We start from the raw sequence: 16,187 nt of genomic DNA on the forward strand, positions 1-16,187 counted from the left end.
TCAGGTTTGGGCGTTCGGCGGCGCCTTGCGCAGGCGCCGCCAGATCCATCCGGCCAGCGGCACCAGCAGCGTGGCCCACAGCCATTGCCAGTTCTTCGCGACGAACGCCCGGGCCACGGCCAGCCCGCTGACTTCGACGCGGATTTCCTTGTCGAAGCTGCGCACGGTCCTGCGCGTGGTCGCGCCATCGACGACGAGGATGGAATTCAGCGTCAGGTGCAGGGACTTGGTGCCACCGTCCAGGGGCTTGATCTCCCAGCTCCAGGCGACGTCGTCGGCGCTGCCGAGCAACTGCTCCGTGGCGCTGATGGGCGTGATCTCGAAGTCCGACCGCGACGCCGTGAGCAGGGCCTCGACGCGCCGCGACACGCGCACCTGCGCGCCCTCGACGCGGTCGGTAGGTGCCGCGGCCAGCTCCCTTTCCAGCGCGGCCACCTCCTGGCGCAGGCTCAGGTGAAGCTCGACGGTGGCGCTCTGGTCCTGCCGCATCTGGGCCGGGGCCCGGAAGGCGAGGTTGGCGTTCTCGAGCTTGGCCAGGACCTGGTCTGCCGCGTCCACTCCGGGGGCACCGCCAGCAGGACCCCGGGTCGTGCCGCCGCCGATCGCCGAGTCGGGTGGCGGGGGTGGCGGGGGTGGCGAGGGCAGGTCTCGGCTCGGACGGGGTCTCGTGGGGGCCGAGCCGGTCAGTCCGCCAACGGGTGGCGCCTCGTCGGGCGCCTGCGCTGCAGCGGCCGATGCCGCCGGGGCGGGCGGGGCGGCCTCGACGGGGGCCGGCGCTTCCTCCTTCTTCTCACCGCAGGCGCCCAGCAGGGCCAGGCCCAAGGCCAGCCCGATGACGCTGGCGCAGTGGCGGATGCTTGTCTTCATTCGCGGTCCCTCCCGGCCTTGACGGCTCGCGGCCCAGCTTAGCCAGCAGGGCGGCGCGGCGCATCCCGAGGGATGAGGATGGTCCGACTCGGCGCTGGTGCCGCCGCGGCCGGCTACTTCAGCTGCGTGCAGGTCTCCGTCCCGAAGTTGCCACCCTTGAACTCCGGCTCGTAGTACCACTTGCTGAACTGCCAGCGGCCGTCGCTTGTCTTCACGAAGCGGGCGATGCCGGTGCCGTAGTCCTTCGTGGCTTGATCGGTCAGCGCGAAGTGGATGGCCATGTGGGCGCCGTCGCTGGCCGCCTGGCCGGGGTAGCGGCCATAGCCGGGCACCTCCAGCTCGAAGCGGTAGGCGCCGTGGCGCCCGCTGCTTTGCTCGCGCACGAGGGCCAGCGTCACGGTGCCGGTGTAGGGGCCTTCATGGTCGTCCTGGCCCCGGCATTCGTAGCGGCCGCTGTAGTCGATGCCCGTGAAGGGCTGGGGGGCGGCCTGGGCCGCCGAGGCGGCAGCGGCGAGCAGCAGGAGAGCGAGTCGGGGCATGGGGTCGTGAGGGTCGGAAGGAAGAGGTCAGAGGGAGCGCGCGCGCTGGAGGAAGCCGGCCATGCCCATGCGCTCGAACTCGGCGCTCGCGCGCTCGAGCGCGGCGCGCCAGCCGTCGTCGAGCCTGAGCTCGGCTTCGAGCAGGGCCGTGACGGCCGCCTCGTGGGCCGAATTGCGCTGCTCGCCCGCCCCGCGGGCCAGCGCGAGGTAGCGGCGGGCGCGGTCGGCGTCGCCCATTCGGGCCGCCAGTCGGGCCGCGGCGCGGTAGGCCATGGCGCCGCCGATCCAGTCGTGCTGGCGCCCGCGCCTGAGGGCCTGGGCGACGTGGTGGCGGGCGGCCCCGGCGTCGCCCTGGGTGGACAGGATGTCGGCCAGCCAGCCGTGGTTGAAGCTGCTGTACAGGCCGCCGCCGCGGGGTGCGAGCCAGGCCGTGGCGTCGAGGATGTGCTGGCGCGCCGCCGGGTCGGCTTCTTCCATCCAGGCGCCATAGGCCGCGGCGGCATGGCCCATGGCGCAGGTGAACATGCTGCGCACCTGGGCCCCGACGCGGTGGGCCACGAGGGCGGCGGTGCGCGCCTCGGCCCAGCGGCCCTGCCACAGCAGCACGGCCGCCCGCCAGCCCTGGATGCTGGCCTCGACGGCGTGGCCGCTGCCGTCGAAGGGGGCCAGGGCCTCGGCGAAGATGGCATGGGCCTGGCCGAAGCGCCCCTGGTCGCCCAGCACGTAGGCGCGGCAGCACAGCGAATAGGACAGGCCGATCTGGTTGGCCGGGCTCTTGCTGGCGCGCTGGCGCTGGCGGTCGATGGCGAGGTCCAGCATGGGCAGGGCCTCGGCGTAGTTGGCGGCGGCGGCCTGCAGCTGGCCGACGGTGCCGGGCAGCTGGGCGAGCAGGGCGTGGTCGCCGCATTGCTGGGCCTTGTCGACGGCGGCGTGGGCATGGGCGAGGCTGTCTCGGGTCTCGCCGAGGGCGTAGCCGACGTAGGCCAGCCAGTACTCGGTGCGTGCGATGAGGCCGGCGTCGCCATCGGCCTGGGCCAGGGCGGCGGCGTGCTTGAGGACGCGCAGGTCGTCCTGCGAGGCGTCGAAGACACAGGCCATGCCCAGGCGCTGGGCGATGTTCACCCAGCGGCGCCGCCGGGTGGCGTCGTCGGGCAGGAATTCGAGGGCGGCCAGGGCGGCGCGGAACTGCTTCTTGGCGCGGTCCAGGGCCGAGGCGGCCAGGGCCTGGTCGCCGGCCGCCTCGGCGTGGTCGGCGGCGGCGGGCCAGTCGTTGGCGGCGGCGCCGTGGTAGGCGAGCTGCTCGTGCAATCGGCCTTCGCCCGCGCCGCGCTGGGTGAGCTCGGCGCTGATGCGCCGGTGCAGGGCCTGGCGCTGGTGCAGGCCGGTGGCCTCGTAGACGACATCGCGCGTGATGCCGTGCTTGAAGCGCAGGTGGCCGGGGCTTTGGTCGGGGAAGATGAAGTCCTGGCTCGCCAGGGCGCGGACATCGGGGTGGTGCTCGCCGCAGCCCGACAGGGCTTCGAGCAGCCACACCGGGATGACGTTGCCGATGACGGCGGCCAGGCGCACGAGCTGGGCCTGGGCCGGCGGCAGGCGGCCCACGCGGGATTCGACCAGGGCGGCCAGCCAGGCCGAGCTGCTCTGGCCCTCGACGAGGCCTTCGCCCGTCTCGGCCGCCGCGTGGCAGAGCTCCTCGATGAAGAGGGGGTTGCCGCCGGCGTGGCGCTGGACCTCGGTGGCGATGAAGGGGTCGATCTGCGGCAGCAGGTGGTGGACGGCGCGGGCCGCCTCGAACTCGTTCAGCGGCGGCAGCTCGATGATGTCGGCATCGCCGTCGTTGGCCCCCGGCAGGCTGGGCTGGGGACGGCTGGCCGTGAGCAGCAGCAGCGGCAGCCGCTCGCGCTCGGCCGCGCTGCGCAGGCGGTGCAGCAGGCGCAGCGAGGCGTCGTCGGCCCATTGCAGGTCGTCGATGCAGACGAGCTGCGGCGAGCGCCGGGCCAGGGCCAGGAGCAGGGCGAGCAGGGCGTCGGCGCGCTGGGCCGGCGGGCTTTGCAGCGCGGCGAAGAGTTCGGCGGGCGGGTCGGCCATGCCCTCCAGGGCGCGCAGCATCTGCAGGAAGGGCTGCAGGGGCTCGGCGCTGAGATAACTCTCGCAATAGCCGCGGTGGATGCGGCAGGCCTGGCCGCTCTCGTGCGCGACGTGGCGCAGGAATTCCTCGGTCAGCCGCGTCTTGCCGACGCCGGCCCCGGCGCGCAGGCCCAGCCATTGCGTCCGGCCGGCCAGGGTGCGGGCGAGGGCGGCGTCCAGGGCGGCGAGCTGGTCGCCGCGGCCGACGAAGGGCGCCAGGCCGCGACGCACGCTGGCGTCGAAGCGCCGGCCGATGGCGGCACGGCCGATCACGCGGTAGGCGGCCAGGGGCGTCGCCCGGCCACGCAGCTGCAGGGACAGCCGCGGTCCGGTCTCGAAGAACTGCCGTTGCAGGCCGAGGCTGTCTTCGCTGGCGATGATCTCGTCGGCCTTGGCCGTCTCGGAGAGCCGGGCGGCGATGTTGGGGGCGTTGCCCAGCAGCTCGAATCGGCCGCGCATCTGGTCGCCGTCGTTGACGAGGACGACGCCGGCATGGATGCCGCTGTGCAGCGTCAGGCCGCGGAAATCGGCCGGCTTGGGGCCGGGCGGGACGAGGCTGCGGACGGCGGCATGCAGCTCCAGTGCGGCGTCGGTGGCCCGCCGGCCGTCGTCTTCACGCACCTCCGGATGGCCGAAGACGGCCAGCATGCCGTCGCCCTGGATGCGGGCGATGACGCCGCCGTGGTGCGGAACGATGAGCTCGTACAGCTCGCGCAGCGACGCGAGCATGGTGGCGTAATGCTCGGCCTCCATCCATTCGGCCATGGCCGTGGAGCCGCTCAGGTCGACGAACAGCAGGGTGAGCAGCCGCCGCTGGCCGACGGCTGCGGCGGGCGCGGTGGAGCTGGAAGACTCGGTCGCCACGCGGGCATCGTAGCCGGTGCGCCAGTCTGCGCGCAGCAAGAGCCGACCCTTTTGCTGGGTCGGCTCCCCGGCGCTCAGCCCTGCATGGGCGCGAAGTCGGTGTCGGCCACGGTGCGCGGCGCGTCGGGCGGCAGGTCTTCTTCGCGCAGGCCGAGGTAGATGGGCTCGCCGTTGCGGCGGTGGATGTTGATCTTGGCGTTGTAGACGCGATGGATGAGGCCGTGCTTGTCGGCCATCTGGTACTCGCTGATGCCCCACAGGCCCGAGGCGTCGCGCCGGCCGGTCAGGTAGCAGGCGATCTCGTCCACCTCCGAGCCGGCGAGCTTGAGGCCATTGAGGCTGCGCAGCGGCGCGCGGGTGCGCTCGACGAAGTCCAGGCTGTCGATGCGCACGTCCTCGCCGGTGACCTCGTCGTGCATCAGGGTGTTGAACTTGCCGACGAGGATCTGGCCCGGCAGGGCGTTCTCGATCATGCGCGCCAGCTCGATGGTGACCTGGCCGACCAAGTAGCTGAAGGAGGTCGGGTTCAGGCCCTCGGACTGGTAGAACTCGTAGTGGGAGCCGACGTGGAAGCAGGCGCGCAGCTTGGGCACTGCCTCCGCCCGCGTGGCGCGCTCGTGCGCCAGGGCGTTGTCGGCGAGGATGAACTGCATCAGCTGGTAGAGCTCGACATTGGCCTCCACGCCGCGCATGCGGTTCCAGATGTAGAAGCCGTCGCCCGTCGTGGTGCGGGCGAAGTTGATGTTGATCTCGCGGTCCAGCAGCTTGGCGTAGGCGGCGTTGACCGAGCACGACAGGCTGTTGAGCTGCACCACCTGCTGCAGCGGCGTCAGCAGCGAGAAGCCGACGGCGTCGAAGAGGATGACGGCACGGTCTTCCACCAGGCGCACGCCGTAGCGTGCGGCGATGGCCGCGATCAGGGGCAGACCCAGGCCGCGTTCGGGGGCGAAGGGCAGCTCGATGAACTTGGGCGCCACGCCCAGGGCCGCGGCGACGGCGTCGAAGGCCTGGGTGTCGAGGTGGTCCTGGTTGGACAGCAGCTTGTCCAGCAGCCGGGCGCGGCGCGTCAGCTCCTGGGGCGGCAGCCGGCCGTCGCCCAGGGCGAACTCGGTCAGCATCGGGTGGGGCGCGACGAGCACGCGCAGGCCCCGCGGCTCGGGGGTCCAGGCGTAGATGAGGTTGTCGCCCAGGTTCCACAGCGCGTACAGCGCCTGGTCCAGCAGGATGATGTTGTCGCGCAGCTCGGTTTCGCTCAGGCCGGCCGGGGCGGGATAGGCCATGAAGCCATCCAGCCAGGACCGGCGTTTGCGCAGCTCTTCTTTCACAAGCGGGCTCCGATTGAGAAGCCCGGATTGTCTTTCAGAGATGTTACGGCGTGTGTAGGGGTCAAGCCGACTCGGCGGCGCAGCGGCGGCCGGCGCCTCGCTGCGCCGGCGACTCGGCTCGGCAGTGGTGCATCGACGGCATCGTCAAACGTCGGCTCAGGCGCGGCGGGCGGTGACGGTCACGCGGGGCAGTTGCTCGACCTGGGCGACGTCGCGCACGGCATAGCCGGTGACGACGACGCGCGGCAGCTGGGCGACTTCCTGGGTGGCCTTGCCGGTCACGACGACGCGGGGCAGCTTGTGCACTTGAGGGGCGGCGGTGGCGGCCAGGGCGGTGAAGGCAAAGGCGGCGACGGCGGCGGCTTGGATCAGGACGGTGGCTTTCATGGGGCTTCCTTTCGGGTTCGCGCAGCGGGATTGCTGTGTCGATGGAAGCAGTTTCGGCAGCGCGCCCCGGCCTTGCCAGCGCGCTGCGATGAACCGCAGCGGCCACAGCGCGAGCTGCATGCCGCCGCGACGAACCGTCAGTGCCTTGAGGGGCGGCGGCGGGCGAGGATGCGTTCGAGGGGGCCGCATTTCCGGGCGCGCGACGCTGCCGGCCTATCATGACCGGTTCGCTCGTGAAAACTCCCATGCCTGCCCCGGATCTGCCCGAGTCCAAGTTCATCCGCGTGCGCGGCGCGCGCACCCACAACCTCAAGAACATCGACGTCGACCTGCCGCGGCACGCCCTCGTCGTCATCACCGGACTGTCGGGCTCGGGCAAGTCGTCGCTCGCCTTCGACACGCTCTATGCCGAAGGCCAGCGGCGTTATGTCGAGAGCCTGTCGAGCTACGCCCGCCAGTTCCTGCAGCTGATGGACAAGCCTGACGTGGACGTCATCGAGGGCCTGTCGCCGGCCATCTCCATCGAGCAGAAGGCCACCTCGCACAATCCGCGCTCGACGGTCGGCACCGTCACCGAGATCCACGACTACCTGCGGCTGCTCTACGCCCGCGCCGGCACGCCCTTCTGCCCCGACCACCACCTGCCGCTGGAGGCCCAGTCGGTCAGCCAGATGGTGGACGCCGTGCTGGCCATGGCCGACGAATCCCGGCTGATGCTGCTGGCGCCCGTCGTGCGCGACCGCAAGGGCGAGTTCGTGGAGCTGTTCCAGGACCTGCAGGCGCAGGGCTATGTGCGCTTCCGCGTCGATGGCCAGACGGTGGAGGCGCCGGACATCCCCGCGCTGAAGAAGGCCGAGAAGCACGACATCGACGTGGTCATCGACCGCGTCAAGCTGCGCGCGGACGCGCAGGACCAGCTTCGCCAGCGCCTGGCCGAGAGCTTCGAGGCGGCGCTGCGCCAGGCCGATGGCCGGGCCCTGGTGCTGGACCTGGATTCCGGCGCGACGACGCTGTTCTCCAGCAAGTTCGCCTGCCCGGTCTGCTCCTACTCGCTGCCCGAGCTGGAGCCGCGGCTGTTCTCGTTCAACTCGCCGGTGGGCGCCTGCCCGAGCTGCGAGGGCCTGGGCCAGGTGACGGGGTTCGACCCCGAGCGCGTGGTGGCCTTCCCGACGCTGTCGCTGGCCAGCGGCGCGGTCAAGGGCTGGGACCGCCGCAACCCCTACACCTTCTCGTTGCTGGAGTCGGTGGCGGCGCACTACAAGTTCGACGTCGAGGCGCCCTGGGAGAGCCTGCCGGCGACGGTGCAGCAGGTGCTGCTGCACGGCTCGGGCGAGGAGGACATCGCCTTCACTTACCAGGCCGAGTCGGCGGCCGGCAAGAAACGCCAGGTCAAGCGCCACCATCCTTTCGAGGGCATCCTGCCCAACCTGCAGCGGCGCTACAAGGAGACCGACTCCGCGGCGGTGCGCGAGGACCTGGCCCGCTACATGGCCGCCAAGCCCTGCCCGGACTGCGGCGGCTCGCGGCTGCGTCGCGAGGCGCGCAACGTCGTGCTGCAGCCGGCGGATGCGCCGGCCGGCTTCAAGGGCCGGCCCATCTACGAGGTAGAGCATTCGACGCTGCGCGAGAGCCTGGACTACTTCGAGGGCCTGAGGCTCAAGGGCAACAAGGCCGAGATCGGCGACAAGGTCATCCGCGAGATCTCGTCGCGCCTGCGTTTCCTCAACGACGTGGGCCTGAACTACCTGAGCCTGGACCGCAGCGCCGACACGCTTTCCGGCGGCGAGGCGCAGCGCATCCGCCTGGCCAGCCAGATCGGCTCGGGCCTGACCGGCGTGATGTACGTGCTGGACGAACCCAGCATCGGCCTGCACCAGCGCGACAACGACCGCCTCATCGCCACCTTGCGGCGGCTGCGCGACCTGGGCAACTCGGTCCTCGTCGTCGAGCATGACGAAGACGCCATCCGCGCGGCCGACTGGGTGCTGGACCTCGGCCCCGGTGCCGGTGTGCACGGCGGCCAGATCATGGCCCAGGGCACGCCCGAGCAGGTGGCGGCCGACCCCAACTCGCTGACGGGGCGCTACCTCAGCGGCGCGGCACGCATCGAGGTACCGGCCCGGCGCCATCAGGTGGCCGACGGCGCGAGGCTGCGCATCGTCAACGCCCGCGGCAACAACCTCAAGGGCGTGAGCGTGGACATCCCGGTCGGCCTCTTCACCTGCGTGACGGGCGTCAGCGGTTCAGGCAAGAGCACGCTGGTCAACGACACGCTCTACGCCGCCGTCGCCAAGAAGCTCTACCAGAGCCACCAGGACCCGGCGCCCTACGACGAGATCGAAGGCCTGGACGCCTTCGACAAGGTCATCAACGTCGACCAGAGCCCCATCGGCCGCACGCCGCGTTCCAACCCCGCTACCTACACCGGCCTGTTCACGCCTATCCGCGAGCTGTTCGCCGAGATGCCTACCGCTCGCGAACGCGGTTACGGCGCGGGCCGCTTCAGCTTCAACGTGGCTGGCGGGCGCTGCGAGGCCTGCCAGGGCGACGGCGTGCTCAAGGTGGAGATGCACTTCCTGCCCGACGTCTACGTGCCCTGCGACGTCTGCCAGGGCCGGCGCTACAACCGCGAGACGCTGGAGGTGCTCTACAAGGGCAAGAACATCACCGACGTGCTCAACATGACGGTGGAGGACGCCCACGAGCTCTTCAACGCCGTGCCGACGCTGGCGCGCAAGCTGCAGACCCTGCTGGACGTGGGCCTGGGCTACGTCAAGCTCGGTCAGAGCGCGACGACGCTCTCGGGCGGCGAGGCCCAGCGCGTCAAGCTGGCGCTGGAGCTGTCCAAGCGCGACACCGGCCGCACCCTCTACATCCTCGACGAGCCCACCACCGGCCTGCACTTCGCCGACATCGCCCTGCTGCTCAAGGTGCTGCACCAGCTGCGCGACGCGGGCAACACCATCGTCGTCATCGAGCACAACCTGGACGTGATCAAGACGGCCGACTGGCTGCTGGACATGGGACCGGAAGGCGGAGCCGGCGGCGGCACGCTGCTCGTGGCGGGCACGCCGGAGGACGTGGCGGCCTGCGAGGCCAGCCACACCGGGCGCTACCTGGCGCCGCTGCTGAAGAAGCGCTGAGGCGGCTTCAGCGCTGCTTTGCGGTCCGGGACGCGCGCCAGCCGATCACCAGCAGCCCTGCCGCGATCAGCGCCCAGCTGCCGGGCTCGGGCACGGCCGGCGTATTGATGGGCAGGCCCGGGTTGGAATCGGCCACCCGCACCGTGCCGGGCGGCAGGGCGGGCATGCCGAGGTTGATCAGCCCCGGGCCGCGACCGCCCTGGGCTGCCGCCGGCCCGTTGGCCGGACCGGCCGCCAGCAGGCTGGAATTGCCGCCCGGTGCCGCACCGCCGCCCAGGCTGGCGGTGCCGGATTGCTGGGCGAAGCTGTCGGGCGCCGCGGCGGCGGCCATCGGGCCGGCCGCCGGGGCCTCGAATTCCAGGGGCGTGTTGTCCTCGGCCTCGCGGGTCGACGAGGCGACGTTGCCGGCGTGGGCCGCCGCCGCGGCGCGCGGTTCGACACGGCGGATGCGGCTGACGTTGCGGCAGACGGTGGGCACGAGGATGCACTGGCCGTCCTCGCAATAGACGAGGCCGCGCTCCTGGGTGGTGGCCGCCCACTTGGACCGCGTGACGCTGCGGCAGACCGCGCCCGGACCGAAGTGCATGTCGCGGATCTCCGGCGCGTACTCGGCCTTGCCGCGGATGGCGTCGCGTTCGATGACGGCGATGTCGTCGTAGCGGCGGGCCTTCATGCGCGCCTTGAGCTTGTCGCGCGTGGCGGCGGGGATGTCGGTGTAATGGTCCACCGCCGCGACGACGTCCCCCATGAAGGGGTTCACCCCGGGGCGGTCCCAGCTGCATTGCGGCAGCGAGGAGCCGGCGGAGACGGCGAGAGCGAGGGTGGCGATCAGGGACATCGGAAGCCCGGCAGGCAGGTCGCGTCCGACCCAGGACGCATGCCTGAAGTGTTAGGGATAGACAGGGTTTCCATGCCTTGCTAACCCCCGAAGATGGGGTGGTGGCCGGGTGCGAAATGTCACGCAACCGCGGGGAAAGGTGGCTGCCGCCGCCAACGGGCGGGCCGGGTCCCCATTGCTGCTATCGTGCCGGCGCCGTCCTGCTTCCCCTTCCCGCCATGCCCGAACGCGCTGCGCCGCAGGTGCTCTACGTCGAAGACGACCGCATCCATCTGATCCTGATGGAGGAGGTCTTCCGGCTGCTGCCGGGGTGGGCGCTGCGCTGTGCGGAAACCGGCGGCGAGGCCCTCGAAGCGCTGGCTTCGGCCCGGCCCGACGTGGTGCTCGTCGACATGAACCTGCCCGACATGACGGGCCTGGAATTGCGCGAGCGTGTGGCCGGCGACCCCGCCCTCGCCGCCACCCTGGAGGGTGTGCGCTGGATCGCGCTGTCGGCGGACGACCCCGCCGAGACCGTGCGCGCCGCCCGCGCCGCGGGCTTCGACGACTACTGGCTCAAGCCCATCGACGTGGCCCGGCTGCAGCACGATTTGCGCCGGTTGCTCGACGCGGCCTGAGCCTGTGCCGGACGGCCGTCCGAGCGGCCACAAAAAAGGTTCTTCACGCCTTTCCGGGGAACGCCGCGCGGATCTTGAGGAAGAAGAAGGCGGTATCGCGGTAGCCGTAGGCCATGCGCTTGATGAGCTTGATGCGGTTGTTGATGCCTTCGAGCTTGCCGGTGTGCATGGGCCATCGGACGCGGGCGAGGATGCCTCGCCAGTAGGGACGCAGGGTTCGCGCGAAGCGCTGCAGCGCCGGTATCTCGCTGTCGTGGGCGTGAGCGAGCCACTGCTTCCAGCGGCGGCGCCATTCCCAGGCGTCAGGAGCTGTCCATAGCCCTTTGAGCTGCTCGTTCATGACGTAAGTGGTCATGAGCGGTTGGTTGGCGGCCAGCACCTCGTCCAGGCGTACCTGCTGAACGTCGCTCAGCGAGCTGCGGTTGCGCAGCAGCAGCCAGTGCGCCTGCTTGACCACACGGCGCGCTGGCTTGTCCTGACGCAGCTTGTTGGCGGCATCCACACGCACTCGTGTGATGACCTCGCGGCCGTACTTGGCCACGACGTGGAAGAGGTCGTAGACGATGCGCGCGCTTGCGCAGTGGTGGCGCACCTCCAGGTCGAAGGCGCTGTTCATGTCCATGGCCACCGCTTCGATGCGTGCGCAGCCCTGGGTCCCCAGTTCCTTGAAGAAGGGCCGTACCGACTTGCGGCTGCGGCCCTCGGCCACCCACAGCACCCGTCCGCTGTCGGCGTCCAGAATGACGCTGGCATAGCGGTGGCCCTTGAACAGTGCGAACTCGTCCATGATGAGCCGCCGGGGTTCAAGGGCTGGCAACGCCGCCACCTCGGCCAGCAGGCGCTGCTTGTCCAGCGCGCGCACCGTGCTCCAGTGCAGCCCCAGCCATTGCGCCACGTGGGCCACCGCCATCCTGGTGCACGCCTGCGCTGCGGCCTGCTCCAGGCGCCGTGTGAGCCGGGAGTGCCTGGCCAGCCACGCCACATGCTGCAGCCGCTGCCCACAGCTCGCGCAGGCCAGGCGGTACAGCACCACCTCCAGCCTCACGGGGTGGCCCACCATGGGCAAATCTCGCACGCGCCGCGTGAGCTGCTCATGGATGCGCGAACATTGGGCAAGGCAATGCCCGCAGCGCAGTGGCACGGTCGGATCCGGCTCCAGCCGGATCTGCACCTCTGGACCCTGAACGTTCGAGGTAAGGGGCTTGCCGCAGGCAAGTCCCCTTGACCGAGGGGTTCGGCGTCATGCCGGCTTCTGCGGCACCAGCTTGACCTGAAGATCGCAACCTACGGCCGCTGCATACTTCTTCAGCGTTGCGAGCGAAGGGGTGTGCCGCCCGGCGGCCTCTAGCCTTGAGATCGCGCTCTTGGTTGTACCCATGCGTTCAGCCACTGCATCTTGGGTAAGGCCTGCCTTCGCGCGAGCCTTGAGCATTTGCCCGGCCAGGGCATACTCGAGTTCGAGAGAGTCGTACGCCTCGGAAAAGCCGGGGCGTTGCTTGGCCTTAGCCAGGAACTCGGCGTGATTGTGACGAACGGGCTTGTACTTCAGGTCAGCCATGCTGCACCTCCTTGAGGCGCTTGCGCGCAAGTTTCAATTCACTGTCGGGCGTTTGCTGGGACTTCTTGATGAAGGCGTGCAGGACGACGACGCGCTTGCCAACGAGAAAGCAATAGAAGGCCCGGCCGATTCCCGAGCGCCCGCGAGGGCGCAACTCAAAAAGACCATCGCCGAAGGCACGCGAGTGAGGTAGGCGAAGGCTCGGACCATGCTCCGTCAGGAGTTCAATCAGTCTGGCGTAGTCGGCAAGAACTTCAACTGGCCATGACTGGATCTCGGAGAGAACGCGCTCATGGAAGTAGGTGATTTCAAACGCCATGCGCCATGTTAGCAAAAGCGCTAACTTGACGCAACCGACCTCTCATGACGCCGAACCTTCAGTTCACAAACGCGAAAGCCCGGCCAAAACGGCAGGGCGTCTGTATCCTTGTGCATTGGAGCGGTGCTCTCGGAGCTTGATGTTTGGTCGCACAACCATCTTCTCCGAGCGTCACCGCTCTACCCATTTGCGCCCCGGACTTCCGCGAAGAACCACAAAAAAGCCCGGCGGTGCCGGGCTTCGTCTTGCAGTGCCGCGGCGAGCGCGGCGCCGCATCACTTCAGGTGGCTGTTGATCAGCTTGGTCATCTCGAACATGTCGGCCTTGGCCTTGCCGAAGATTTCCTTCAGCTTGGCGTCGGCGATGATGACGCGCTTCTGGACTTCGTCCTGAAGCTTGTTCTTCTTGATGTAGTCCCAGACCTTCTTGGTCACGTCGGTGCGCGGCAGCGGGGCTGCGCCGACGATGGCGGCCAGGGCCGCGCTCGGGGTCAGGGCCTTCATGAAGGCGGCGTTGGGCGTGCGCTTCTTGGCGGGCGCGGCGGCCTTCTTGGCCGGGGCTGCCTTCTTCGCGGGCGCGGCCTTCTTGGCCGGCGCCGCCGCCTTCTTCGCAGGCGCCTTGGCGGGCGCTGCCTTCTTGGCCGGGGCGGCCTTCTTGGCCGGTGCCGCCTTCTTCGCGGGCGCGGCCTTCTTCGCAGTTGCCATGTCGATTCACTCCATCAAAGGTTGTTGATGTGCCGGGTCCGGGTGAAGGCCGCGTAAGCCTTCAATACTCTCTAGCACCCTGCGCCGGCGATGGTACTGCTCTCCCTGGAGGAATAGAAGGCTTTCTCCCAGGAGGAAACGCGTATCTGCCCAGGAAACATCGAGGTTGTCGCGGCATTGCGTCACCCAGGGCCGCGGAGATGCCCTTTGCGACGGGCCTCTCAGGCGATGTCGTCGCCTTCGGGTGCTCGCTTCATGCCGCTCAACATCGAGGCCACGAGGTTCTCGCGATGGCGCCAGCCCGTCACGGCGACGCCGCCGAGATGGCCGGCGACGAGGGTCGCGATGAGCCAGGCGAGGGCCGCATGCAGGTCCGACAGCCACTCGTAGCCCCAGAGCCAATCGGTCGTGTAGAGCCAGCCGGTCAGGCTGAGGGCGCCGGCGACGGCCCACAGCAGCACCACCATCCACCCGCCCAAGGGGTTATGGCCGAGGTAGCGCGGCTCGCGCCCGGCCCGCAGCGCGCGCGCATAGGCCAGCACGGCGCGCGGCCCGCGCAGGAACTGCCCAAGGCGCGCATAGCCGCTGCCGGCCCAGCCCCAGGCCAGGCGCAGCACCACGGCCGCGCCGGCCACGTAGCCGGCCGTGTGGTGCCAGGCGTCGAAGTGGCGCGGCGGCCAGTGGCCGCTGATCCAGGCGGTGGCGACGGCGCTGGCCAGCGTCCAGTGCAGGACGCGGACGGCGGCGTCCCAGACGCGCAGGCGCGCAGCGTCGCTCATGCGGGCTTACTTCTTGGCTTCGGGCTGTTCGCCCTCGGGGTAGACGCGCTCGAAGGTCTTGGGGTTGTAGAAGGCCTCGGCCTTCTTGCCCTGGCCGTCGAAGCCGTAGACCTCGTAGCAGCCGTTGTAGTTCTGGACCTTGCGGACCTTCCAGCCCTCGCCCTCGAGCTTCTTCTGCAGCTCCATCTGGGGCTTCCTCTCTTCCTTGGGCACGGCCGGGCAGGAGACGTTGCCGTGGGCGAAGGCGGTGGAGGCCAGGGTGGCGAGGGCCAGCGATGCGATGAGTTTCATGGGATCTCCTTCAACGGGGATTGCCGGGCCAGAACAGCGCCGGGCCGGCGTCGGCGAGGGTCTTGCAGCCGCACAGGCCCATGGCGATCTCCAGCTCGTCGCGCAGCAGGCGCAGCGCGTGGGCGACGCCGAGGGCGCCGCTGGCGGCCAGGGCCTGCACGTAGGGGCGGCCGATCAGCACGGCACTGGCGCCGAGGGCGATGGCCTTGAGCACGTCGGTGCCACGGCGGATGCCGCCGTCGACCAGCACCGGCAGCGCCGGCCCGACGGCCGCGCGGACGGCAGGCAGCAGCTCGGCGCTGGCCGGCACGGTGTCGAGCGTTCGGCCGCCGTGGTTGGAGACGACCAGGCCGCTCACGCCGCGAGCCACGGCTTCGCGGGCGTCGTCGGCATGCGTCACGCCCTTGAGCAGCAGCGGCAGGCGGCTCTCGCTGCGCAGCCAGTCGACCTCGCGCCAGGTGGCCGCGCGTGGCATGAGGCCGTCGAAGAGCACGCTCTGCCCGGGTTGCAGGTCCAGCGGCTTCTTGAGGCCGCCGAGGTTGACGGCGCGGATGCCGTCGGGGAGCTTGAAGCCGGCGCGGCGCTCGCGGTCGCGTGCACCGTGGACGGGCGCGTCGACGGTCAGCACCAGGGCCTGGAAGCCGGCCGCCTCGACGCGCCTGAGCAGGGCGCGCATGAAGTCGCGGTCGTCGCGCCAGTAGAGCTGGAACCACAGCGGACCGGCGGCCGGGTCGGCGAGCATGGGTGCGGCCACGGCCTCCATCGGCACGCTGGCCTGGGCGCTCAGCACGACGCCGGCGCCCTGGGCGGCGGCGGCGTGGGCGATGGCGACCTCGCCATCGGCATGGAAGAGACGTTGGTAGGCGATGGGCGCGAGCAGGATGGGATGCTGGAGTTTGCGGCCCAGCAGCGCCACGCGGGTGTGGCCGCCGGCCAGGTCGCGCAGCACGCGCGGGTGCAGCTTGAGGGCGTCCCAGGCGGCGCGGTTGGCATGGCGGGTGAGTTCGTCGGCCGCACCGCCGTCGAGGTAGGCCCAGGCCGCGGCGTCCACGCGGGCGCGCGCCGGGGCCTCGAAGTCGGCGAGGTTGGCCAGGCCTTCGGGCAGGGCTTCGATGGCCGGCGTGGCACTCACGTGTCTGCCCACATGCGAAGCAGGTTGTGGTACGTCCCGGTCAGCTGCACCAGCTCGGGCGTCTCGCCGAGTTTGCCGCGCAGCTTCATCAGGCTCATGTCCATCTCGTAGAGCAGGCGGCGCTGCTCGTCGGCCCGCACCATGCTCTCGATCCAGAAGAAGCTCGCGAGCCGCTCGCCGCGGGTGACGGGCTCGACGCGGTGCACGCTGGTGCCCGGGTAGACGACGATGTCGCCCGCCGCGAGCTTGACGCGCTGCTCGCCGTAGCTGTGCTCGATGACGAGGTCACCGCCGTCGTAGCTGTCGGGGTCGCTGAAGAACAGGGTGCAGGAGATGTCGGTACGCACCCGCTGCAGGCCGCCGGGCAGGTAGCGCACCGCCTGGTCGACGTGGTTGCCGTAGGTGTTGGCGCTGCCGGCGTAGCGGTTGAACAGCGGCGGCAGCACGCGCTTGGGCAGGGTGGCCGAGAAGAAGACGGGGTGCTTGTCCAGGGCCTGCAGCACCAGGGCCTGAAGCTCGCGGTGGGCCTCGCCGCCAGGCGGCAGCTGCTGGTTGTTCTTGACCTGCGCGGCCTGGCTGCCGGCGGTGGTGCGGCCGTCCACCCAGGAGGCGGCGGCCAGCAGTTCGCGCGCCCGGGCGAGGCCGGCGGCGTCGAGGACCTGGGGGATCTTCAGCAGCATGGCAGGCTCGGCCTCCC

General features: G+C 70.4%; 15 protein-coding genes and 1 pseudogene. 2 read left to right on the forward strand and 14 right to left on the reverse strand.

The genetic code is table 11. From position 1 onward, the window contains the following. The 5 genes from LXT12_RS15015 to LXT12_RS15035 form a co-directional block, all read right to left on the reverse strand. A complete protein-coding gene (locus LXT12_RS15015; protein ID WP_233393009.1) occupies positions 1-867 on the reverse strand; it encodes a hypothetical protein in 867 nt (288 codons plus the stop codon). Positions 868-980: 113 nt separating this feature from the next. Further along, positions 981-1,406: a hypothetical protein gene (locus LXT12_RS15020; RefSeq protein WP_233393010.1), complete on the reverse strand. Its 426-nt coding sequence runs from the start codon at positions 1,404-1,406 to the stop codon at positions 981-983. Between the two features lie 27 nt (positions 1,407-1,433). Beyond that, positions 1,434-4,436: an adenylate/guanylate cyclase domain-containing protein gene (locus LXT12_RS15025; RefSeq protein WP_233393011.1), complete on the reverse strand. Its 3,003-nt coding sequence runs from the start codon at positions 4,434-4,436 to the stop codon at positions 1,434-1,436. 35 nt (positions 4,437-4,471) lie between these two features. Continuing rightward, positions 4,472-5,677 carry a thioredoxin domain-containing protein gene (locus LXT12_RS15030; protein ID WP_233393012.1) on the reverse strand — a complete coding sequence of 402 codons (1,206 nt, stop codon included), beginning with the start codon at positions 5,675-5,677 and terminating at the stop codon, positions 4,472-4,474. A 201-nt stretch (positions 5,678-5,878) separates the two neighbouring features. After that, entirely contained in the window at positions 5,879-6,109 is a 231-nt protein-coding gene (locus tag LXT12_RS15035; protein ID WP_233393013.1) for a hypothetical protein, read from the reverse strand. Between the two features lie 245 nt (positions 6,110-6,354). On the opposite strand from LXT12_RS15035, the gene uvrA reads away from it, so the two are divergent. After that, complete coding sequence (gene uvrA / locus LXT12_RS15040) at positions 6,355-9,252, forward strand: excinuclease ABC subunit UvrA (protein WP_233393014.1); 2,898 nt, start codon at positions 6,355-6,357, stop codon at positions 9,250-9,252. Positions 9,253-9,259: 7 nt separating this feature from the next. On the opposite strand, the gene LXT12_RS15045 is transcribed toward uvrA, so the two are convergent. Further along, a complete protein-coding gene (locus tag LXT12_RS15045; protein WP_233393015.1) occupies positions 9,260-10,090 on the reverse strand; it encodes an MHFG family PEP-CTERM protein in 831 nt (276 codons plus the stop codon). 218 nt (positions 10,091-10,308) lie between these two features. On the opposite strand from LXT12_RS15045, the gene LXT12_RS15050 reads away from it, so the two are divergent. Continuing rightward, positions 10,309-10,707, forward strand: coding sequence for a response regulator (locus LXT12_RS15050; protein ID WP_233393016.1), 399 nt, complete (start codon positions 10,309-10,311; stop codon positions 10,705-10,707). A gap of 43 nt (positions 10,708-10,750) precedes the next feature. Here the strand turns inward: LXT12_RS15050 and LXT12_RS15055 are convergent. The 8 genes and pseudogenes from LXT12_RS15055 to LXT12_RS15090 all read right to left on the reverse strand — a co-directional run. Then, positions 10,751-11,875, reverse strand: a pseudogene (locus tag LXT12_RS15055) (ISL3 family transposase); the annotation flags it as partial. A gap of 72 nt (positions 11,876-11,947) precedes the next feature. Then, on the reverse strand, positions 11,948-12,265 hold the full coding sequence (locus LXT12_RS15060; RefSeq protein WP_233393018.1) for a helix-turn-helix domain-containing protein: 318 nt from the start codon (positions 12,263-12,265) through the stop codon (positions 11,948-11,950). Beyond that, on the reverse strand, positions 12,258-12,584 hold the full coding sequence (locus LXT12_RS15065; protein WP_233393019.1) for a type II toxin-antitoxin system RelE/ParE family toxin: 327 nt from the start codon (positions 12,582-12,584) through the stop codon (positions 12,258-12,260). Before LXT12_RS15065 ends, LXT12_RS15060 begins: the two co-directional genes overlap by 8 nt. 275 nt (positions 12,585-12,859) lie before the next feature. After that, a complete protein-coding gene (locus LXT12_RS15070; protein WP_233393020.1) occupies positions 12,860-13,288 on the reverse strand; it encodes an SWIB/MDM2 domain-containing protein in 429 nt (142 codons plus the stop codon). Between the two features lie 221 nt (positions 13,289-13,509). Beyond that, entirely contained in the window at positions 13,510-14,067 is a 558-nt protein-coding gene (locus LXT12_RS15075; protein WP_233393021.1) for a cytochrome b/b6 domain-containing protein, read from the reverse strand. A 6-nt stretch (positions 14,068-14,073) separates the two neighbouring features. Next, positions 14,074-14,358, reverse strand: coding sequence for a PepSY domain-containing protein (locus tag LXT12_RS15080; protein ID WP_233393022.1), 285 nt, complete (start codon positions 14,356-14,358; stop codon positions 14,074-14,076). A gap of 10 nt (positions 14,359-14,368) precedes the next feature. Then, positions 14,369-15,490, reverse strand: a complete 1,122-nt coding sequence (locus tag LXT12_RS15085) for an alpha-hydroxy acid oxidase (protein ID WP_233393023.1) — start codon at positions 15,488-15,490, stop codon at positions 14,369-14,371. Then, entirely contained in the window at positions 15,487-16,170 is a 684-nt protein-coding gene (locus LXT12_RS15090; protein ID WP_233393024.1) for a Fe2+-dependent dioxygenase, read from the reverse strand. Before LXT12_RS15090 ends, LXT12_RS15085 begins: the two co-directional genes overlap by 4 nt. Positions 16,171-16,187 lie beyond the last annotated feature (17 nt).

The organism is Pelomonas caseinilytica (assembly GCF_021353235.1).
GTDB classification, from domain to species: Bacteria; Pseudomonadota; Gammaproteobacteria; order Burkholderiales; family Burkholderiaceae_C; genus Pelomonas; species Pelomonas caseinilytica.